The sequence below is a fragment of the Acetobacter sp. DsW_063 genome, from assembly GCF_002153745.1.
Classification (GTDB): domain Bacteria; phylum Pseudomonadota; class Alphaproteobacteria; order Acetobacterales; family Acetobacteraceae; genus Acetobacter.
In genome coordinates this window covers 17,387-37,400 of sequence record NZ_JOPL01000033.1, presented here as the reverse complement: position 1 = coordinate 37,400, position 20,014 = coordinate 17,387, and the positions used below count along the sequence as shown (strand labels likewise).

Here is a 20,014-nt window from a genome sequence, read left to right as displayed (position 1 = left end):
AGCCAACGCGATCTGCGCGCAACCTCTTGTGACCAGAGCTTTTCCAACCGCCTCCGCCGCGTCGCGTAATATACGCGGACAGACCACCGCCCTGAGGCCCACAATGAAGCATCTTCCACTCCTCCGCCGCTCCGTCCTGCTTGCGGCGATCTGTCTGGCGCCGGCTGGCGAATGCGCCGTCGCCCAGCCGAGCCAGCAACCGCATACGGCCAGACCGGACGCGGCCGCACTGGCGGCGCAGCAGCTTCGCGATCAGGTCGGCCTCGTCGCCTTCACTGCACCCGACTTTCGTCCCGGAACGGTGAAGCACATGGTCATGTTCGAACTGCGTCCGGGCGCCACGGACGCCCAACGCAAGATGGTCGTTCAGGAGTTTCTGGACCTCGCCCGCCTGTCCCGCCGCCCAAACGGCTCGACCGTCGTCCAGTCGATCGAGACAGGCCTGCAGGATAGCGGCGAAGGCGTTGATCGAGGCCTCCAATTGGGGTTCCTCGTCACGTTCAAGTCGCAGGGCGACAGGAATTTTTATGTAGGACGACCGATCGTGAACGATCCCGCGTTCTTCGACGCCGCGCACGAGCGCTACAAACAAAAAGTCGGCGCCCTGCTGCAACAGGTCGTGGTGTTCGACTTCCCGGTGTCCGCCACAACGACGCTCGCGGCGTTCAGCGGAGGCCACCCCAGCCGGTAACGGCCGCCGCTTGCGCGGCGCCACTCCCGCACGTTCCTATCCAGAGTCCCGCGTGCTAGAGGTCTTCACCCGACACGAAGGTCGCCACGCCGCCTCGCAGCGCATGCGAACGATCCTCGCCATCCCTTTTTCGAAGGCGCCAGACCACCAGCCATGCCCCTGACCGACGCCCAACGCGCCGAGATCGAAGCCCACTCCCAGGCCTCGGCTCCCACACGCCGCCCAACCGTTCCCGCACTCGAGGAAAAGCTGTTCACGGCGATCCCCGTGCTCGACCACGGCTTCATCCGCGTTATCGATTACATGGGCGACGATTCGGCGGTCGTTCAGGCGGCGCGCGTGTCCTACGGACGCGGCACCAAGAAGGTCTCTGAAGATTCCGGCCTGATCCGCTATCTCATGCGGCACAGACATTCGACGCCGTTCGAGATGTGCGAGATCAAGTTCCACATCAAACTGCCGATCTTCATCGCCCGGCAGTGGATCCGGCACCGCACGGCCAACGTCAACGAATACTCGGCGCGTTATTCGATCCTTGATAACGAGTTCTACCTGCCCGCCCCCGAACATATGGCGGCACAGAGCGCCAGCAACCGTCAGGGACGTGGCGATACACTCGACGCCGAGACCGCGCAGCAGGTGATGGAACTTCTGCGCGACGACGCCGCCCGGTGCTACCGGACCTACGAACACCTGCTGGACACCGACGAAGGCCCCGGGCTCGCCCGCGAACTGGCGCGCATGAACCTGACGCTGAACGCCTACACGCAGTGGTACTGGAAGGTCGATCTGCACAACCTGATGCACTTCCTGTCGCTGCGGATCGACCCGCACGCGCAGTACGAAATCCGCGCTTACGCAGAAGCGATGCTCGACATCCTTCGCGCCTGGGTTCCCGTCACTGCGGAAGCGTTTCAGGACTACCGCGTCGGCGCCTTCACATTCTCGGCTTCCATGCTCGCGGTCCTGCGTCGCATGCTGACGGGCGAAGCGGTGACGCAGCCTGAGTCCGGCCTGAGCAAACGCGAGTGGGAAGAATTTCAGGCTGCGATTCGTGCCTGACGGCGGGACCTGGGGAACGGCTAAGGGCGGTGGTCCGCAAGACGGTCGCCCGACACGCCCTCCCCGGCCGCCGAGCTTCACGCCATTTGTGATCGCCGCCGCAGTCCTCGTGGTCATATGGGCCGCGATGGAATTTTTTCTGCCGCCAACACACCCCGCTCACTGGAAAGATCTCTTTCACAGCGAGCAAACCTCTCACTGACGCCGCATGCGCACTGCGCAGCGCTTGACCTGCCGGATCGGCGCGCCATAACGATTCGCCATGATTGCGAAATATTTCATGGCGCCCCCGCCGCCTTCCTCCCGCCCCTCGCCTCACAGATTGCGCAGTTCCGCAGCCTTGGTCGCGCTGCTGACAGCAAGCGCGCTCTGCACGGCGGCGACCGCCCGAGCCGACGCGCCACCCGCCAATCCTTTCGCGGCAGCCAGCACGCTCTCTTTTCAGGCGCCGCGCTTCGACCTCATCCATGACAGCGATTATCAGCCCGCGTTCGAGCAGGGCATGGCCGAGCAGCGCGCCGAGGTAGACCGCATCGCCAGCGACCCGGCGGCGCCGGACTTCGAAAACACCATCGCCGCACTCGAACGCTCCGGCCGGATGCTCGATCGCGTCAACAACGTATTCAGCTGCGTATACGGCGCGGACACGAACCCGGCGCTGGACAAGGTGGAGGAGATCGAGGCCCCGAAACTGAGCGCGCATCAGGACGCGATTTTCCTCAACCAAAAACTGTTCGCGCGCGTGAAAGCGCTTTACGACCAGCGCGACGCCCTGAAACTCGATCCCGAACAGCGGCAGGTTCTCGAACTCTACTACCAGCAGTTCACACACGCGGGCGTCCAGCTTTCCGCCGCCGACCGGACGACCCTCAGCGCGCTCAACACCCGGATATCGTCGCTTGAAACCAGCTTTCAACAAAAGCTGATGGAGGGCACGAAAGCCGCGGCCCTGATCGTGGACGACAAGACGGTTCTGGCAGGCATCGGCGCCGAAGGCATGATCGGCGCGTCGAAGGCAGCCTCCTCCCGGGGCCTTGACGGAAAATGGGCGATCACGTTGCAGAACACGACGCAACAGCCCGTCCTTTCATCTCTGGAAAACCGCACGACGCGCGAGGCGCTGTTCCAGAAAAGCTGGACACGCACCGAGAAGGGCGACGCCAACGACACCCGCGACATAATCTCGCAAATCGCTCAACTGCGCGCGCAGAAGGCGGCGCTGCTGGGCTACCCCGACTACGCGTCCTACGAACTTTACGACCAGATGGCGAAAACGCCGCAGGCGGCGCAGGCGTTCATGAACCGCCTTGTCCCCGCGACCCGCGCCGAGCAGGAGCGTGAAACCTCCGATCTGCAACACGAGATCACAGCGGACGGGAAATCGTTCAAGCTGAAGCCCTGGGACTGGAACCTCTACACCGACAAGCTCCGCCAGAAGCGCTTCGACCTCAACCAGAACGAAGTCCGTCCCTATTTCGAACTCAACACCGTGCTGCGCGACGGCGTGTTCTACGCCGCAAACCAGCTTTACGGCGTGACCTTCAAGGAGCGAAAGGATCTTCCGGTCTGGAATCCTGACGTCATGGTCTTCGAAGTTTTCGACAAGGACGGATCGCCGCTCGGCCTCGCCTATTTCGATTACTTCAAGCGCGACAACAAGAATGGCGGCGCGTGGATGTCGAATCTGGTCGGGCAGTCGAAACTGCTCGGCACGAAACCGGTCATTTACAACATCGCCAACCTGCCCAAGCCGGAAAAAGGCCAGCCCGCGCTGATCAGCTTCGAAGACGTGGTGACGATGTTCCACGAATTCGGCCACGGGTTGCACGGGCTTTTCGCCAACCAGACCTACCCCATAGTCTCCGGCACTGCCGTCGCGCGCGACTTCGTAGAATTCCCGTCCCAGTTCAACGAACATTGGGCGCTCGACCCGAAAGTGCTCGCGCACTACGCCCGTAATATCGACACAGGCGCGCCGATCCCCGCCAACCTTATCGACAAGATCCGGCGCGCGGCCCGCTTCAATCAGGGCTACGCGCTGGGCGAGATCATCGCCGCGTCAAAACTCGACATGGACTGGCACAGCCTGTCCGCCAGCGCGCCAAAACAGAACGTCGATACGTTCGAGGCCGCGTCCCTGAAGAAAAGCGGACTTGACGTCACCGACGTGCCGCCCCGCTACCGCTCCAGCTACTTCCTGCACATCTGGGCCAACGGTTACGCAGCCGGATATTACGCCTATCTCTGGACCGAAATGCTCGACGACGACGTCTACGCATGGTTCCGCGATCACGGCGGCCTGACCCGCGAAAACGGGCAGCGTTTCCGCGACATGATCCTCTCGCAGGGGCATACGCAGGACTACGCCGCGATGTTCCGCGCCTTCTACGGCAAAGACCCGGATATCGGACCGATGCTGCAACATCGCGGACTGGCCCCCGGCGAGAATTGAAAGTTTTCTGAACATTCGTTTCGATATGGGCGCCGTCCTGCGCGGCGCCCGCTTTAAAATCGGGCAGAAAAAGCCACCAGAAACAATGGAGCCCCCCTCGTCGCGCGGCCGCCTGCCCCCAAACCGCACAACGCTCCACCCCTGTTCGCCCGCGCGTGGATGCTTCATGAAAGCATGCAGCAGACCACAGCCCCGAAGGCGCTACGCCAGTCGGGGCTCCTCACAAGCGAGCGAACCTATGAAGCGCCCTCTTTCGAAGACCCTCGGCACATCCCGCCTGAAACGGCTGGGACTCAGCGGCGCAATCGCGCTGCTGCTCGCCGCCTGCGCGCATGACGCGACGCAGTCGGCGCAAGGCCCGCAGCCCACACCGGTCATCCTCGTCTCCATCGACGGGTTCCGCCCCGATTACCTCAAGCGCGACGTCACGCCGAACCTGAACGCTCTCGCCGCGTCCGGCGTGCTGGCCGACGGGATGCGCCCGTCCTACCCTTCCATCACTTTCCCCAACCACTACACCCTTGTGACCGGCCGCCGCCCTGATGAGACCGGCATCGTCGGCAACACAATGGACGATCCGGCCATCGCCAACGAACATTTCAGCCTGGGCAACCGCACCGCGCTGATCGACCGGCGCTGGTGGGACGAGGCCGAACCCATCTGGGTCACCGCCGAAAAGCAGGGCGTGCGTAGCTCCACCCTCTTCTGGCCCGGCTCTGAGGCCGACATCCACGGCGTGCGCCCGTCCGACTGGCTGCCGTTCAATTCGAAGATGTCGTCCAACGACCGCGTCGATCACCTGCTCGGCTGGTTCGACCGCACGCCCGACAAGCGCCCCCGCTTCGCCACGCTGTATTTCGACATCGTCGATCACTCCGGCCACGAAAACGGACCGAACGCGCCCGAGACCACGCAGGCCGTCGCAACCGTCGACACCGCCATCGGGCGGCTGGTCGAAGGCCTGAAATCACGCGGGATCAAAGCCGACATCATCGTCGTGTCCGATCACGGCATGGCCGCGATCAGCGACAAGCGCGTCATCCATGTGGAAAACCTGAGCCCCGCGAAGACCTTTCACCTGGTCGTCGGCGGCGCTTACGCCGGGATAGACCCGACGCCGGGCAACGAGGCCGTGCTCGCCGCCAACCTGACCAAAAAACACGCCCATGTCGTCTGTTGGGCGAAGGCCGACATCCCCGAGCGCCTGCATTACGGCCACAACGCCCGCGTGCCCGCCTTCGTCTGCATGCCCGACGACGGATGGGTGATCGAGGCCGGCAAGTGGAAGCCGCATAACCCGAACGGCGGCGACCACGGCTACGACAATCAGGAGCCGGACATGATGGCGACCTTCCTCGCCAGCGGCCCGGCGTTCCAGCCGGGAACGCATATCGCAACGTTCGACAACGTCGACGTCTACCCGCTGGTCATGACCTTGCTGGGTCTGAAGCCGCTGCCGTCGGACGGAACCATCGCGCCGTTTGCGCCCGCGCTGGCGCAGGACGTCTCGACCGCCACACCCGCTGCGAGCCATTGACCTTTATGCCAAGGGCGCCTGGTTCCGGCTCATAAGGGGAAAGGCAAGGGCTCTGCCCTTGACCCGCCAAAGGCCGGGGGCCTTTGGAAACCGGTTTGTCTATCAACAGGACGGGGTGAAGGGGACAAGTCCCCTTCCGGGTTCGGGCGGAGCCCGACCTTCCATTCAGACGGTCTCTATGCGGGACCGGCGTCTTTCAGCTCCTGAAATCGATGACGATGCGGCCTTCCACGCGGCCGTGCTCCAGATCGTCGAAAATCTGGTTGATGTTCTCCAACCTGTCCGCCTTCACGACGGACCGCACCTTGCCATCCGCGAAGAATGACAGCGCCTCGATCATGTCGAGCCGCGTCCCCACGATGGACCCTCGCACCGTCGTCCCGGCCATCACCATATCGAAGATCGAAATCGGGAATTCCCCCGGCGGCAGGCCGGTCAGCACAATGGTCCCGCCGCGCCGCGCATAGCCCATCGCCTGCGCGAAGGCCGACCGGGACACGGCCGTCACCAGCACGCCATGCGCGCCGCCGATCTGCTTCTGAATCTCCGCCGCCGGGTCTAAGGTCTTGGCGTTGATGGTCAGCGCCGCGCCCAGAACCTTGGCTTCCGTCAGCTTGGCGTCGTCAATATCGACGGCGACGACGTTCAGACCCATCGCCACGCCATACTGCACGGCCATCTGCCCCAGCCCACCGACGCCGGAAACCACGGCCCAGTCGCCCGGCTTCGTGTCGGTCATCTTCAGGCCCTTGTAGACCGTAAGCCCCGCGCACAGCACCGGCGCCACATGCAGCGGATCGACGCCCGCAGGGATGTGCGCGACATAATTCGGATCGGCCACAACATATTCGGCGAAACAGCCGTTTACCGAATATCCGGTATCCTCCTGCTTTTCGCAAAGGGTTTCCCACCCGCCGTAGCAGTGCTCGCAATGGCCGCAGGCCGAATGCAGCCACGGCACGCCGACGAAATCGCCTTCCTTCACCCATTTCACGTTGCTTCCAACCCGCGCCACGCGGCCCACGCCTTCATGGCCCGGAATGAAAGGCAGGGTCGGCTTGGCGGGCCAGTCGCCGCGCGCGGCGTGCAGGTCGGTGTGGCACACGCCGCAGGCGTCGAGCTTCACGAGAATCTGGTTCTCGTCGATCGTCGGGATTGCGAGTTGTTCGATGGTCAGCGGTTTACCGAATTCGCGGCAGACGGCGGCTTTCATGGTGGTCATTGTGGTATCCTCCCAAGTGTAAGTTCTATGCAGCGGAATCGAACAAGGTGTTGCGGGCAGAATAGCTGAATATTTGAAGACGATCTTTGATCTAACCCCGTGTGGACTGAAGCGACACCGCAAGTGTAGGTAAGGGGCAAGCTGAGAGTTCGTTGAAAGGTCGATAAAATACCTCTAAGTGACGATGACGGAGTCCATTTATGTTGCGCGCTTTCTTCGCTCCCTATCTCTTCGCTCTTAGTCGAGCCTCTTGGGCAGTACAGCAAAATTTAATTAGTTTAGGCATACAGCTACACACCATTGTGCCACCTAACGCTTCCCCTCCTCTGATCACAGTATTCGACGCAGACCAAGGACGTGCGATTATCCTAGGAAGCCTCGTACTCGCCGCTGCAGTGGAGGCGTGTCTTATCGCTCTCGCTGCACTGACACTCAGGCGTCCTATTTTTGCATCGGCCATCTTTCTGCTCATAGCCCTTCCCGGCCTCCTGTCATTGTGCGGTGCGCCGGTCATCAACCCGGATCCGAAAGAAATCATATTCGGCAGTCCCGGACGTATTGGGGACGTTCCCGGCTACGCTACCCTCGCCATAATGGCGCTAGTCGGTGGATGGAGCTTGTCCATCCTTCTTGCAGATCTCTTTCGACTTCCCAAAGAACGGTGGGATTTATTCGAACATCTCTGGATTATTGTCGGCTTGTCTACCGGCTTATTCTTTGTCGTTGACGCAGCCAAAATTCAAGACGCCGCTGACTACACCCAAAAAGAGCAAAGCATGCACGGCAACAGCGCGTGGCTCATGCATCAGGCGGATCGTTACGCTGATTGGTGTCACAGAACTGGAAACGATCAGCTTACTTCTTGCATTTGGACGGAGAACCTCCATGCAGTGCTTCTTGAACAGAGCACTGAAACCTTATCGTCTTTCGAAGAACTTTCCCCCGATTCCCTTGCTATGTGGTACGGAAATTTCAGGAAGGCAGCGTCCTTGGAAACTGAAGCTGCCATTAGGCGAGAAATAGATGCCTACAACGCAGCGACTTGCCCGGCCACTCAATCACATGGCGGATACTCGATTACGAAACCTTCAGAAAAATGCGAAGTACCGCCACCAGTATTTTGCCAGTACGCTTATAAATATGGTGGCACGGACGATCCGGATCGTATCTTCCGGCCTGTCGCCTTAGCGACGGAATGCGTCTTACCCACCTTGCTGACACTTCGGGAAGAGGCAAAACCTCTTGTCGCTTCTCGCGATGAAAATGGCCGTGAAAAAACCATAAAATGGGGACCATTCTATCTCACGGTTGCCTTCCTAGCCGGTATCAAACTCGCTGGCAGCACACTCAAAGGACTTAAAATAGAGAAAAACAGAGACCCAGATCGTGATTGGGTAAAGGAAAAAATTATTAAATTACTCCTTCTATTTAAGAAAAATCCTCACCAATCAAAAAAAATGAAACAGAAAATTTTCTTATGGGGAGTAGTTATAATTTTCGCGTTAGCCTTCGCATTGAGAAAAAGAATTGTATCGATGTTTTCATGAAACACGCCACATGACAAATGCACGTCCATCACACTTGTTGACGATGCCAAAAAAGAATTTTTTAAAATAAGTTAAGCGCAAACGAAATTCGCGTACCAAATCATCGAAAATGAAAACAGAAAATCACCAAATCAGCATTACGAGGAAATAGCCCGACCCTACTTCCCGATCCTCGGCTCCGTCCCGTTCAACAGCCGCGCAATATTCGCGTGATGCCGCACAAAGATCAGCACCGCGATCAACACCCCCGCCAGCGGCTTGGGCGACGCTGAAAACGAAAACCCCGCCAGCGCCATCAGGACCAGCGGCATCACGGCGAAGGCCAGCAACGCGCCTGCCGAGGAAATGCGCGTCAACTTCGCGCCCAGCAGCCAGACGGCGCAGCCCGCGAGCCCTGCGGGCCATGACAGCGCCATGACCGCGCCCAGCCCGGTTGCGACGCCCTTGCCGCCCTTGAAGCCCAGCCAGAGCGGGAAGCAGTGGCCCAGCACGGCGAACACCGCCGCCACGCACATCGCCTGCGCGCCCATGTCCGGCGGCGTCATGACCCATGCGATGGCGACCGCGACGGCACCCTTGACGGCGTCCAGCGCCAGTGTCGCCGCTGCAAGGTCCTTGCGCCCGGTGCGCAGCACGTTGGTGGCGCCAATATTGCCCGAGCCCACCTTGCGGATATCGCCTTCGCCGGACAGCGCGGTCAGCACCAGCCCAAACGGCACGCTGCCGAGCAGGTAGGACAGAAACGCGATCGCGCCCATCAGAAGCGCGGAAGAGTTCTCCAGCATCACGCCTCTCCCCCGAACACCCGCAATCCTTCTTTCCAGGTGCCGAGCACGCGGCCTTCCAGCGCGCGCCCGTCGAACGGCGTGTTCTGCGCGTGACCGGGCAGCGACCCCGCCACGACGCGCCATGCACGATCCGGGTCGAACAGGCACAGATCGGCGGCATGTCCGGCGGTCAACGCCCCGGCCGGGCGCCATCCGCCCCGCGCGCGGGACGGCGTGACGGCCGTCGTTTCCCTGTCGAGCCCCAGCAACGCGGCCGGACGGCTGGTCAGCAGCGCCACCGCGTCGAGCAGCGACAGCGTGCCGTCGTGATACCGGGTGAGCGTGACGCCCAGCAACGTCGCAAGCCCCGTGCCGCCCGCCGCCGCCTGCGCGAACGGCAGGCGCTTGTCGTCGGCGTCGCGCGGGGTGTGGTCGGACGCGACGGCGTCGATGGTGCCGTCCGCAAGGGCGGCGCAGATCGCAAGCCGGTCGGCCTCCGCGCGCAGCGGCGGGGAGAACTTGGCGTAGGTTCGGAAATCGCCAATAGCGTTCTCGTTAAGATCGAAATACTGCGGCGCCGTGTCGCATGTGACGGCAAGGCCCCGCTGCTTCGCGCGGCGGATCAGCTCGACGCCCTCCCCCGTGGAGACATGGCCGAAATGCAGCCGCCCGCCGGTCAGCTCCGCAAGGCGGATGTCGCGCGCGATCATGATCGCCTCTGCGGCGGTCGGGATGCCCGGCAGGCCGAGGCGTATCGCAAGCTCCCCGTCCGTGGCGCAGCCGGAGCCCGCCAGAGACGGCTCCTCCGGGTGCTGCACGACCATGCCGCCGAAACCGCGTGCGTAGGTCAGGGCGAGCTTCATCAGCCGGGCGGATGCGATGGCCTGCGCGCCGTCGGTGAACGCCACGGCGCCCGCTTCGCGCAGCAGCCCGATTTCGGCCAGTTCGCCGCCCTTGCAGCCTTTCGTGACCGCGCCATACGGAAGCAGGGTGAGCGATCCGGGATCGTCACCGCGCGAGCGGAGCAGCCGCACCATGGCCGGGTCGTCGATGGGCGGCGTTCCCGTCGGCAGCACGGCGACAGTGGTGACGCCGCCCGCGAAGGCCGCGCGCGTGGCGGACTTCACCGTCTCCCGATACTCGTGGCCGGGTTCGCCAATTTCGACGCGGATATCCACCAGACCGGGGCACAGCACCGCGCCCCCGCCCTGTACGATTTCGGCGCCCTCCGGCGCGCCTTCGGCGCCGGGCAGATCATGATCTGCGATCCTGCCGCTGCGGACCAGCAGGCGACCGGGGCGGTCCAGCCCGCTTGCCGGGTCCAGCAAGCGCACGTTCTCGAACAGAATGTCTGTGCTCTTCGCGCTCATGACACGCCTCCGCGCACCAGACGATCGAGGACGGCCATGCGTACGGCGACCCCCATTTCGACCTGTTCCTGAATGACGCTCTGATCGGAATCGGCGATCTGGCTGTCGATCTCGACGCCGCGATTCATCGGCCCCGGATGCATCACCAGCGCGCCGGGCTTCGCGAGGTCGAGGCGGCGGCGATTCAGGCCGTAGAAGCGGAAATATTCGCGTGCGCTGGGCACCTGTCCGCCGGACATGCGCTCACGCTGGAGACGCAGCATCATCACCACGTCGGCGTCGCGCAGCCCTTCCTCCATCGTGTGGTGGACCTCGACGCCCAATGCCGAGAACGCGCCCGGCACCAGCGTCGGCGGGCCGACGACGCGGACCTTGTTGGCCATAGCGGTCAGCAGATGGATGTTGGAGCGCGCGACGCGCGAATGCGCGACGTCGCCACAGATCGCGACGGTCAGGCCGGAGATGCGGCCGAGGTGACGGCGGATCGTGACCGCGTCGAGCAGCGCCTGCGTCGGGTGTTCATGCGTGCCGTCGCCCGCGTTCACTACGGCGGCCTCGACTTTTTTCGCCAGCAGCGCGGGCGCGCCGGACTGGGCGTGGCGCACGACGAGGATATCGGTCCGCATGGCGTTCAGCGTCGCGGCCGTGTCGAGCAGCGTCTCGCCCTTGTTCACGGAAGATTGCGCGACCGACATGTTGATGACGTCGGCGCCCAGCCGCTTTCCGGCCAGTTCGAACGACGTGCGGGTGCGCGTGCTGTCCTCGAAGAACAGGTTAATGACCGTGCGGCCGCGCAGCAGGTCGCGCGGCGTCTTTCTGGAGCGGTTCATCAGCGCATAGGTTTCGGCCAGATCGAGGATCGGCTCGATCTGGGTAGGATGCATCCCCTGCAATCCCAGCAGGTGACGCCCCGCCGGCGAGAAGAAACGCGCGCCGTCGGACCGTCCCTCAGCCATGCAGGACGGCTCCGATACGGGCCAGAACCTCGTCCTTGCCCAGAGCCGCCACCGTCGCGTCGATGCCGGGCGATGTGGTGGTTCCGGTCAGGGCCGCGCGCAGCGGCTGGGCGACCTGTCCCAGCTTGTGGCCGCTGTTTTCCGCGAAGCGTCGCAGCGCCGCGTCGATTGCCGGTGCCGTGAACGGATCGACCACGGCGAGGTCCCGCGCCAGCGCGCCGAGCATGGCCCGCGCCTCCGGCGTCAGCAGTTTCTCGGCCTTGGCGTCGTAGCTCAGCGGCAGGCTGCGCCCCAGGAAGGCGGCGCTGTCGGTCAGGTCGACCAGCGTGCGCGCCCGTTCCTTGAGGCCGGGCATCAGGGTCAGAACACGCGCCCGCGTATCCTCTCCCGTGTCCACGCCTTCGCGCCCGGCGAGGCGCTGCATCACTTCATCGGTCAGCCGCGCGTCGTCGGCTTCGCGCATCCACACGCCGTTGATGTGCGACAGCTTGGTGTAGTCCATGCGAGAGGCCGAGCGGCCGACGCCGTCGAGGTCAAACAGGCGAATCTGCTCTTCACGCGACAGGATCTCGGCGTCGCCATGGCCCCAGCCGAGGCGCAGGAGATAGTTGCAGAGCGCTTCCGGCAGGATGCCTTCGTCGCGGAATTCGACGACCGACTGCGCGCCGTGCCGCTTCGACAGCTTGGCGCCGTCCGGCCCGTGGATCAGCGGCAGATGCGCGAAGTTCGGCGGTGTCCAGCCCATGGCGCGATAGATCATCAGCTGCCGGAAAGTGTTGGTCAGGTGATCGTCGCCACGGATAACGTGGGTGATCTCCATGTCGTGGTCGTCCACGACCACCGCGTGCTGATAGGTCGGCGTCCCGTCGGAGCGAAGGATGATCATGTCGTCCAGTTCGGCGTTGGCGACGCGCACTTCGCCCTGCACCAGATCCTGAATAACCGTCTCGCCCTCGCGCTCGGCCTTGATTCGCACGGCGTAAGGAGAGCCGGGAGGGGCTTCGGACGGATCGCGGTCGCGCCACATGCCGTTGTAACGGGGGGGCTTGCCCTCCGCCATCGCCCGCTCGCGCATCTCCTTCAGATCTTCCGGCGTACAGAAGCACTTATAGGCGCGGCCTGCCTCAAGCAGTTGCAGCGCGACCTCGGTGTGACGCGCCTGCCGGGTGGACTGAAACACCGGCTCCTCATCGGCGGTGATTCCCATCCAGCTCAGACCGGCGAAGATGACGTCGACGGCCTGTTGCGTCGAACGCTCCTTGTCCGTGTCCTCGATGCGGAGGAGGAACTGTCCGCCATGGTGGCGGGCGTAGAGGAAGTTGAACAGGGCGGCGCGGGCGTTGCCGATATGCAGCAGGCCGGTCGGGGACGGAGCGAAGCGTGTGCGGATGGTCATGAGTGGCGTCCTTACCATGACATCGTCAACGGAGCCACGGGCAGAACTGCGCAGCAGACCCGGCAGGGAGCGCGTGCATGACACCAATTACCGATTGTAGCATCCGGTCGGCGGTGTATCGTCACGGCAATATGAAAGCCGTTCTAAAAGGTTCGTCCTTCCTTTTTCCCTGTGTGACGTGCGTCTGGCATGAGCCGCGCCGGAAGAGGCAAGCCAATTAAAATACTTTGCAATTTTACGCTCAGGCTTTCGCAGGCAGCCCTTCCACACCCACTTGGCACGGAGATCCATCTTGTCTGACCTGACCACCTGGCTTGGAAGGAAACGGCGCATCGCCGGGCGCGTCCTTAACCAGAAAAAATTGCCTGAATACACCTACCGCTGGGACGCGCGCTCGCCTCAGGACATTGCACGCGACGGCTTCGCACCCTGGAACGGTGGTGGTGATGTCACCCTTATCGACCATGTGAACGGCAGCTACTCGTCAGGCCCTTCGCGCGGTAGGGCGACTAAATATGACAGCCAGTTCGTCTCCACCGGGTCTTACGGCATGATCCAGACCCCTGACCCTTTGCTTGCGCAGGGCATGCTCGCCAAGACACTTTACAAGATCAGAACCGGCGCCGCTGGCGCGACCGGCCCTTTTCGCGACGTAAACGACGAATTCGACCGCGCTGGCATAGACCGCCCGTTCTCGACCCAGCGGGAATGGCTGAAGGAGGGCCCGATTCCTTCAACCGCTGTCGTCGGTTACATGACAGGACGGTATTTTTTCGACACTTACATGAGCGTCGACCGGATACCGACGCAAGAGAGCCAGCTTATCGGATGGCTTCCAATGCCCCCGCCAGCACAGGCATGAGCGGCGAATCCATCCACCGGATGGCCTGTCATGTGCGGGTGATGTGTCAAAACGTCGCGCCATAATCAAAGCTGCGGCTACGTTACCATGACGCCCTGAACGCTCTCCGTCTCTCCACAATATTTGAACGGGCAGGGCTTCAGAGAACCGGGGCGGGTCAGATCTTCCGGCCCGCGTCGACACAGCACACAACCCTGTGGATTGACGTTCGCACCGGAAGCGACCGCAAAGCCCCGGAGACTAATGGCTCCTGCACACCGTATTACCCCTGCACGGAAAAACTTCAGGTTTCTCCCGACCGGCCACGGGAATTCCCGCCTACAGCTTCCGTGGTATATAGTCACAAAAGACAAGTCGTATCCGTGCAATCTTAAGTCGAGGATAGAGTGATTCAGTTTTTTGTACGCTCCAGATCACAAGTTCCAAACAGAAATCTGGGATTGGCCGCCCTTATATGCAGTGTTTTGACGTCCGGACACACACTCGCCCAGACTCCGCACCAGCCGCCGCAGATCACGAACTGGAAAAGTCTTTCGGACGTGCAGTTCGATGATCATATTTCCATTAATGGCGACCAGGTGACCTTCCCTCACCTCGGCGCGTTCAAGCTGGAATATTACGGCTCCTTCCCGGGGCAGGAAAACCAGATATCCCCTGACGTCTATGTCATCCGGCCCGTGAGCGGCGTCTCGCACAAGCAGGACCCGTTCTGCGCGTCGAAAGACAAGCCCGCGCAAGGATATGTGACGCTGCTCGCTGACAAGGACGTCCTTGACCGTCCCGTCCTGATCTACACTGCTCTGGAGCCCGCCTTCGTCCCCGGGCGTCAGGATTCCGGCAAGGCGGCGCCGCTGCAGAGCTGCGAGCAAGTCACGTTCGCCAGTCCTCAGGCGGCCGCGCAATGACGCTTGCGTGGCGCGGCGGGTCGATCTCCGATGCGACCCTGACAAAAATCCGCAGCTTTATCGGCAACGGTGAAGGACGGGTGGCCCATTTCTACCTGGACAGCCGCAGTCTCGTTACGGTCGCAGTCGGATATTATTGCCCGACTGCAGAGGATGCGACGACGCTGAGCTACCTCAACAAGACTACACGAGCGCCAGCCACGGCGGCAGAAAAGAAGAAGGAGTGGGAAACGATACAAGCGTTGTCGCCTGCGCACACGCCGAACTCCCATAATGCCAAGTTCTATGAATCCAGCACGACGCTCGTCATGCCGGATGCTGAGATCACGCGGCTGTTCGATGTGAAGCTGCAGGAATTTTATGCCGATCTGGTCGATGTTTTTTCGGGCTTCGATTCCTACCCCGAGAAAGCGAAGATCGCCCTGTTCGACATGATCTACAATCTCGGCGAAGGACGGAACGCTGACCCCGCCCGTCACCGGAAGGCCACCGGCCTCAGGCAGTTCCACACCCTGATCGCCGCCTGCCAAAACCATGACTGGGTCAAGGCTGCAGGAGCGTGCCGACGGCACGGTCCATCGGACCAGCGCAATAACGACACGAAGGCTCTTTTCCTTGCCTGCGCTGCGGAAGACCGTACAGCGCTACAGTCGGCCGCCCCGAAAAAGGCGGATCAACAGCCCCAATCTGCCGTCACGACGGCGTCGGTCATTCCCGGGCGAGACAGGGCTCCGTATCAGCACAGAGCGCCGCTTCATCACCGCTCCATCTCCACGCGTCTGCTGCAAATCGGAAGCCGGGGACAGGACGTGCGCGCCGTACAACGTGCGCTCAACCGCGTCCTTGCGGGCGTCAGCCAGATTGAAACGGACGGAGTTTTCGGCGCGGGAACGGCCGCCGCCGTCCGCATGGCGCAATCACGCGCCAAGATACCGGCGGATGGCGTTGTCGGAGGCAATACGATGCGAATTCTGGATCTGGTCGTGTCTCAACAGTCCGGGGCGTAAAACCCACGTCTACTGCATCGCAGACCGCAACGTTCCGCGATCCTGCAACACGGAAACGGCGGCTCAAAACGAAGAAAGCCCTCCGCCCTGTTTCAGGGCGGAGGGCTTTATTTATTGGGAAGCAGAGCCGTTCTTACTTCGTAACGGCGGCATTCCCGCTCCGGCCTGCGGCCAACTGACCCGCCAGAGTGACGACGCCGACCACCAGCAGATTGACGATCAACGCGATCAGACCGGTCGATATCAATGTCGGCGCATCGCCGCCCAGCGGCACCGCGTGAACCGGTTTCAGGCCGTCCATCCAGCACAGGCCCAGACCGACGAGCGTGCCGATCACCCAACCCGCCAGCATGCCGACCGACGAATACCGGATCTTGAACAGCCCCATGATAAGAGGCGGGAACGTCTGCAGGATGATCACGCCGCCCAAAAGCTGAAGGTCAATGGCGAACTGTGCGTTCAGGAACAACACGCAGAACAGGGCGCCCAGCTTCACAACCAGACCCGCGACCCGCGCACCATTCACCGTGTCGTAGCGTGAGGGCAGGATGTTGTGGGTCAGGAGATTCGCCGCTCCGATCGCCATCACCGCCGCCGGAACGAGCGCACCGACCGCAATTGCCGCGAAAGCAAAACCGACGAACCAGCTCGGGAAGATTTTCTGGAACAGTAGCGGCACGACAAGCGAGGACGAGTGCGTATCGACGCCAGCGACATGAGCCATGAAGCCCAGCATCGCGATCAGCCCGAGCACGATGGTATAGATCGGCAGATAGACAGCGTTCTGACGAATCGTATCCGCCGACTTCGCCGCCAGAATACCAGTCAGCGTGTGCGGGTACAAAAACGCGGCCAACGCAGAGGACAACGCGAGCGTGGCGTATGGCGCCATCTGCGCTGGCTTCAGCACATGCTCACCGTCAGGCGGCGGCAGGGTCGTGTTCATCGCCGCGAACATATGGCCGTATCCGCCGAGATGCAGCGGGATCACCGTCACCGCGGCGATCACGGCGATGTAAATCATGATGTCTTTGATGAACGCGGTCAGCGCCGGGGCATGCAGGCCGCCGAACCACGTGTAAGCGGCAAGCGAAACGAACGCGACCACCAGCGGCACGTCGCCCGGAAGACCAAGCGCCTCGATGACCGTTCGGATGCCGATCAACTGCAACGCGATATACGGCATCACGGCGACAAGGCCCGAGGTCGCGATCGCCAGTTCCAGCGGCCGGCTGCCGAAGCGAGCCCGGACGATATCAGCCGCAGTGCCAAGCCCGGCCTTGTGCGCGATATCCCATAGACGCGGCATGACGACGAAGATGAAGGGGTAGACGATAATCGTGTACGGCAGGGCGAAGAAGCCGTACGCGCCAACCGCGTAAACCAGCGCCGGAACGGCGATCACCGTGTATGCGGTGTAAAAATCTCCACCGACGAGAAACCACGTGACCCATGCGCCGAACTGCCGGCCACCCAACCCCCAGTCCTCAGCGCCGTGGCCGCCGCTCTGAACTGCTTTCTCAGGAGCCTTGTTCGACGACAGACGTCCACGCCATCTGGACACTGTGCTTCCAGCGACAATCGTCACGCCGAAAAAGATGATGAAAACGATAAGGGCCACCATATCGGTGGACACGCCGCCGCTCATGTCCGGCTTCCCTTCTTCCATGCGAGCCAGATGAGGACCGATGTCACGGGCACCCAGGCGAATTGATACCAGTAGAAAAACGGGAAACCGAACAGAACCGGCGTTTGCAGGTTATAGAAAGGCAGCCACAACAGCCCCACGAATGGCGCCAAGAGCAAAACATCGAATATTTTCATTAAGGGACCGCGTTATTTTTAATGTGATATCGTCCGTTTCTCACTTTAAAAACGCCCCCCCCAAAGTCAATAGCCATCGACCGTACCGCGCGAACCTGTGACCGCGCGCTCTATCCGACGCGCACGCCGGCGCCGGATAGAGGTTCGTGAAGAGTTCGAATGTCAGAAGCTGGCGGTAAGACTCAGATTGAAGGAGCGTCCCAGACCTTGTAACGGACCAAGAACGCCAGTCGCGTCATAGTCGCCGAGCGACAAACCGCCAAGCGGCAGGTAGTAGCTCTGGTTAAGAAGGTTGTCGATGCTGGCGTCGAGAAGAAAATTTCTCCATCGATACGATCCGCCCACCCCAAGCAGAGCGTAACCGGGCGTCCGGGGTTCGTTACGCAGCCAGTCGACCGAGCTTTTCTTCTTCATGAGCGTGACTTCGACTCTCCCTGTCAAATTCTGATATTTTTCATAGATGCCGACAAGTCCGTTGGCCGGAGCCTGATGATACAAACCGGAGTGCGTGACCAGGTCCTGCCCCCGCACCCAGTTGATGTTCGCCCGGATTTCACCCGTTCCCCACGCATCGTCGCTCCACAAACGACGGGAGGCCTGAGCATTGACGCCATAGCTCTGTGCGTTGTGGTTAACAAAGCGTAGTTGTGACAGGCCGCTGGCAAATTCCGCGATACGCACGACGTTGATATAATTATGCGTGTAGGTGAAATACGGTTGAATCTTTATTTGCCAAGCATGATCCCGAACGTCGCTCCACGTGATCGTCATGCTCGCCGTATTGGCCACCTCCGGCTTCAGGTTCAGATTCCCCACATAACCGTTGCCGTCGCCAAACCAGCCGATCATCTGGCTAGACATCGCGCCCGCACCCCATGCGTAACGTTCGTAGAGATTGGGCGAACGCGTCTTCCGTGCGTAACCAGCCTCGATTAGCAGCGAGTCCACGGGTCGCCAGCGCGCCAGAGCCGTCACGTCAAAATTGACGTCTGTACGCCCGCGCGAGGCCGCATTAAAACGCTGCGCAGCGGCGGCGTCCGCCATCGACATCATTCCGGTCCAGGAATATGGCGACACCGCTCCAGTGTTCATCGTCACCAGATCGTTGCGAAGACCAAGTTCGGTGGAGAACCGTCGGGACCATTGCGCTTCCCACTCGATATAATGTCCGAGCCGATCCCGATGACCGCCATTCACGTTATGAAACGTGTTCGGCCCCATCATCATGCTTCCCTGTAACGGCGGCCACCAATCATTCAATCCGTTATGATCGAACGAGCTGCCGAACCGCAACGTATGTCGCAGCCCCAAGGGTATCGTCGCTTTCACGGAATAACCGGCCGTACGTTCATCCGTGTTCATCGGCATGCCTGTGCTCGACGTATGCCCGCCCTTGTCGGAGAGCATATCCATCGCGTGCGTCACGCGTTGCCAGAACCCCCTCGCCTCCAGCGTTCCCCAACCGAACGAACCAACATATTTGCCGTTGACGAAGGTCGATCGGTTGTTGGTCATGTCCATGTATTGATTCGGAAATCCCTCATACGGGATGTCCTGCTGTCCCGCCGTCAGAGTCAGCGCGTGATTCTCATGACGCACGCCGAGCGTGACTGCGTGATTGAAGCTGAGGTAACTGGTGGAGCGCACCTGCGCACCTGCTCCGCCAGCATGATAATTGCTCGCGTGTGAATAAGAGCCCGAGTAGCGCAGGCTCACCGTGTCGTTCGCGACCGTAAGCGACCCGGACGCACCAGAGCCTCCGCCGTTGCTGCGATAATCTCCACGCATATGCCCTGTCACCAAAAGGGCGCCGTCCGTCGCGAACTGCGGATCGCGCCGCTCGACCTCGATCGTTCCGCCTGTGCTGTCGCCACCGACGCTGACCGGCGTTACTCCCGCGATCGCCACCGCCTTCTCCACGCTGTCCGGATCGACGTAAGACAGGGCGGGGTTCATATGATTGGGGCACGCGGCGGCGATCCGCATACCGTCCACAAACGTCGCCACGCGATCATCCGCCATACCGTTCAGCACAGGCAACGCCGAAACTCCCCCCGCCCCATAGCTGCTGAACCCAAGTGCGTTCCGAAACAGCGACGTCGCATCGGGACTATGCGTTGCGGCGCGCCTGATCCCCGTGACCGTCAGATACTCGGTTGCTTCTGCACTCAGTTTGCTGAACGGGCGTGTTTGCCCAGAATTTCCTGCCGGGCTCTCCCCCGCCGCAGCGGCTTTCGCTCGTAAGGCCGGATCGCTCGACGTTTCAGTTGCAGGCTCTCTGGAAGATGCAGCCTGAGCCGAACAGGCAAGAGCACACCCGGCGACCAATATGGCCGCCAGCGCTGGGCGTTTCCAATACTGTGAGAACATTTCGTTCTTCCTGATCTGAATTTGCGGATCAGCCAGGAGAGTGCGC

General features: G+C 61.7%; 16 protein-coding genes. 8 read left to right on the top strand and 8 right to left on the bottom strand.

Annotated features, from left to right (window positions below):
• Window positions 1–103: 103 nt before the first annotated feature.
• The 4 genes from HK28_RS06685 (at window position 104) to HK28_RS06670 (ending at window position 5,742) form a co-directional block, all read left to right on the top strand.
• Window positions 104–691, top strand: a complete 588-nt coding sequence (locus HK28_RS06685; protein ID WP_086643832.1) for a Dabb family protein — start codon at window positions 104–106, stop codon at window positions 689–691.
• Window positions 692–844: 153 nt separating this feature from the next.
• Window positions 845–1,753 carry an FAD-dependent thymidylate synthase gene (gene thyX / locus HK28_RS06680; protein ID WP_086643831.1) on the top strand — a complete coding sequence of 303 codons (909 nt, stop codon included), beginning with the start codon at window positions 845–847 and terminating at the stop codon, window positions 1,751–1,753.
• A gap of 262 nt (window positions 1,754–2,015) precedes the next feature.
• Window positions 2,016–4,205 (top strand): M3 family metallopeptidase, encoded by a 2,190-nt coding sequence (locus HK28_RS06675; RefSeq protein ID WP_233140402.1) that lies wholly within the window; start codon window positions 2,016–2,018, stop codon window positions 4,203–4,205.
• Window positions 4,206–4,443: 238 nt separating this feature from the next.
• Window positions 4,444–5,742 carry an ectonucleotide pyrophosphatase/phosphodiesterase gene (locus HK28_RS06670; protein WP_086643829.1) on the top strand — a complete coding sequence of 433 codons (1,299 nt, stop codon included), beginning with the start codon at window positions 4,444–4,446 and terminating at the stop codon, window positions 5,740–5,742.
• Window positions 5,743–5,938: 196 nt separating this feature from the next.
• On the opposite strand, the gene adhP is transcribed toward HK28_RS06670, so the two are convergent.
• Window positions 5,939–6,964 carry an alcohol dehydrogenase AdhP gene (gene adhP, locus HK28_RS06665; protein WP_086643828.1) on the bottom strand — a complete coding sequence of 342 codons (1,026 nt, stop codon included), beginning with the start codon at window positions 6,962–6,964 and terminating at the stop codon, window positions 5,939–5,941.
• Between the two features lie 200 nt (window positions 6,965–7,164).
• Between adhP and HK28_RS06660 the strand changes: the two genes are divergently transcribed.
• On the top strand, window positions 7,165–8,511 hold the full coding sequence (locus tag HK28_RS06660) for a hypothetical protein (RefSeq protein WP_086643827.1): 1,347 nt from the start codon (window positions 7,165–7,167) through the stop codon (window positions 8,509–8,511).
• Between the two features lie 158 nt (window positions 8,512–8,669).
• Here HK28_RS06660 and plsY read toward each other — a convergent pair whose 3' ends face one another.
• Genes plsY through gltX form a run of 4 tightly spaced genes read right to left on the bottom strand, consistent with a single transcriptional unit; the run spans window position 8,670 to window position 13,000 of the window.
• The gene (plsY, locus tag HK28_RS06655; protein ID WP_086643826.1) at window positions 8,670–9,296 is read right to left on the bottom strand and encodes a glycerol-3-phosphate 1-O-acyltransferase PlsY; all 627 of its coding nucleotides are present in this window, start codon (window positions 9,294–9,296) and stop codon (window positions 8,670–8,672) included.
• Window positions 9,296–10,648 (bottom strand): dihydroorotase family protein, encoded by a 1,353-nt coding sequence (locus HK28_RS06650; RefSeq protein WP_086643825.1) that lies wholly within the window; start codon window positions 10,646–10,648, stop codon window positions 9,296–9,298. The genes plsY and HK28_RS06650 overlap by 1 nt, the downstream gene beginning before the upstream one ends.
• Complete coding sequence (locus tag HK28_RS06645; RefSeq protein WP_086643824.1) at window positions 10,645–11,604, bottom strand: aspartate carbamoyltransferase catalytic subunit; 960 nt, start codon at window positions 11,602–11,604, stop codon at window positions 10,645–10,647. The genes HK28_RS06650 and HK28_RS06645 overlap by 4 nt, the downstream gene beginning before the upstream one ends.
• Window positions 11,597–13,000 carry a glutamate--tRNA ligase gene (gene gltX / locus HK28_RS06640; protein ID WP_086643823.1) on the bottom strand — a complete coding sequence of 468 codons (1,404 nt, stop codon included), beginning with the start codon at window positions 12,998–13,000 and terminating at the stop codon, window positions 11,597–11,599. Before gltX ends, HK28_RS06645 begins: the two co-directional genes overlap by 8 nt.
• A gap of 292 nt (window positions 13,001–13,292) precedes the next feature.
• Between gltX and HK28_RS06635 the strand changes: the two genes are divergently transcribed.
• The 3 genes from HK28_RS06635 (at window position 13,293) to HK28_RS06625 (ending at window position 15,774) form a co-directional block, all read left to right on the top strand.
• Entirely contained in the window at window positions 13,293–13,862 is a 570-nt protein-coding gene (locus HK28_RS06635; protein WP_086643822.1) for a hypothetical protein, read from the top strand.
• A 440-nt stretch (window positions 13,863–14,302) separates the two neighbouring features.
• Window positions 14,303–14,767, top strand: a complete 465-nt coding sequence (locus HK28_RS06630) for a hypothetical protein (RefSeq protein WP_086643821.1) — start codon at window positions 14,303–14,305, stop codon at window positions 14,765–14,767.
• Window positions 14,764–15,774, top strand: a complete 1,011-nt coding sequence (locus HK28_RS06625) for a peptidoglycan-binding protein (protein ID WP_086643820.1) — start codon at window positions 14,764–14,766, stop codon at window positions 15,772–15,774. Before HK28_RS06630 ends, HK28_RS06625 begins: the two co-directional genes overlap by 4 nt.
• 133 nt (window positions 15,775–15,907) lie before the next feature.
• Here HK28_RS06625 and HK28_RS06620 read toward each other — a convergent pair whose 3' ends face one another.
• The 3 genes from HK28_RS06620 to HK28_RS06610 all read right to left on the bottom strand — a co-directional run bounded on the left by HK28_RS06620 (window position 15,908) and on the right by HK28_RS06610 (window position 19,968).
• Window positions 15,908–17,422 carry a sodium:solute symporter gene (locus HK28_RS06620; protein WP_086643819.1) on the bottom strand — a complete coding sequence of 505 codons (1,515 nt, stop codon included), beginning with the start codon at window positions 17,420–17,422 and terminating at the stop codon, window positions 15,908–15,910.
• The gene (locus tag HK28_RS06615) at window positions 17,419–17,598 is read right to left on the bottom strand and encodes a DUF3311 domain-containing protein (RefSeq protein WP_026398866.1); all 180 of its coding nucleotides are present in this window, start codon (window positions 17,596–17,598) and stop codon (window positions 17,419–17,421) included. The genes HK28_RS06620 and HK28_RS06615 overlap by 4 nt, the downstream gene beginning before the upstream one ends.
• Before the next feature lie 162 nt (window positions 17,599–17,760).
• Window positions 17,761–19,968: a TonB-dependent receptor gene (locus tag HK28_RS06610; RefSeq protein WP_086643846.1), complete on the bottom strand. Its 2,208-nt coding sequence runs from the start codon at window positions 19,966–19,968 to the stop codon at window positions 17,761–17,763.
• Window positions 19,969–20,014: the final 46 nt, after the last annotated feature.

What these genes read in the sequence shown, in the direction of transcription:
- HK28_RS06685 (WP_086643832.1), top strand. Translation starts at nt 104, where the DNA reads ATGAAGCATCTTCCACTCCTCCGCCGCTCCGTCCTGCTTGCGGCGATC.
- HK28_RS06650 (WP_086643825.1), bottom strand. Translation starts at nt 10,648, where the DNA reads ATGAGCGCGAAGAGCACAGACATTCTGTTCGAGAACGTGCGCTTGCTG.
- adhP (WP_086643828.1), bottom strand. Translation starts at nt 6,964, where the DNA reads ATGACCACCATGAAAGCCGCCGTCTGCCGCGAATTCGGTAAACCGCTG.
- HK28_RS06645 (WP_086643824.1), bottom strand. Translation starts at nt 11,604, where the DNA reads ATGGCTGAGGGACGGTCCGACGGCGCGCGTTTCTTCTCGCCGGCGGGG.
- HK28_RS06660 (WP_086643827.1), top strand. Translation starts at nt 7,165, where the DNA reads ATGTTGCGCGCTTTCTTCGCTCCCTATCTCTTCGCTCTTAGTCGAGCC.
- HK28_RS06625 (WP_086643820.1), top strand. Translation starts at nt 14,764, where the DNA reads ATGACGCTTGCGTGGCGCGGCGGGTCGATCTCCGATGCGACCCTGACA.
- gltX (WP_086643823.1), bottom strand. Translation starts at nt 13,000, where the DNA reads ATGACCATCCGCACACGCTTCGCTCCGTCCCCGACCGGCCTGCTGCAT.
- HK28_RS06675 (WP_233140402.1), top strand. Translation starts at nt 2,016, where the DNA reads ATGATTGCGAAATATTTCATGGCGCCCCCGCCGCCTTCCTCCCGCCCC.
- HK28_RS06615 (WP_026398866.1), bottom strand. Translation starts at nt 17,598, where the DNA reads ATGAAAATATTCGATGTTTTGCTCTTGGCGCCATTCGTGGGGCTGTTG.
- plsY (WP_086643826.1), bottom strand. Translation starts at nt 9,296, where the DNA reads ATGCTGGAGAACTCTTCCGCGCTTCTGATGGGCGCGATCGCGTTTCTG.
- thyX (WP_086643831.1), top strand. Translation starts at nt 845, where the DNA reads ATGCCCCTGACCGACGCCCAACGCGCCGAGATCGAAGCCCACTCCCAG.
- HK28_RS06620 (WP_086643819.1), bottom strand. Translation starts at nt 17,422, where the DNA reads ATGAGCGGCGGCGTGTCCACCGATATGGTGGCCCTTATCGTTTTCATC.
- HK28_RS06610 (WP_086643846.1), bottom strand. Translation starts at nt 19,968, where the DNA reads ATGTTCTCACAGTATTGGAAACGCCCAGCGCTGGCGGCCATATTGGTC.
- HK28_RS06670 (WP_086643829.1), top strand. Translation starts at nt 4,444, where the DNA reads ATGAAGCGCCCTCTTTCGAAGACCCTCGGCACATCCCGCCTGAAACGG.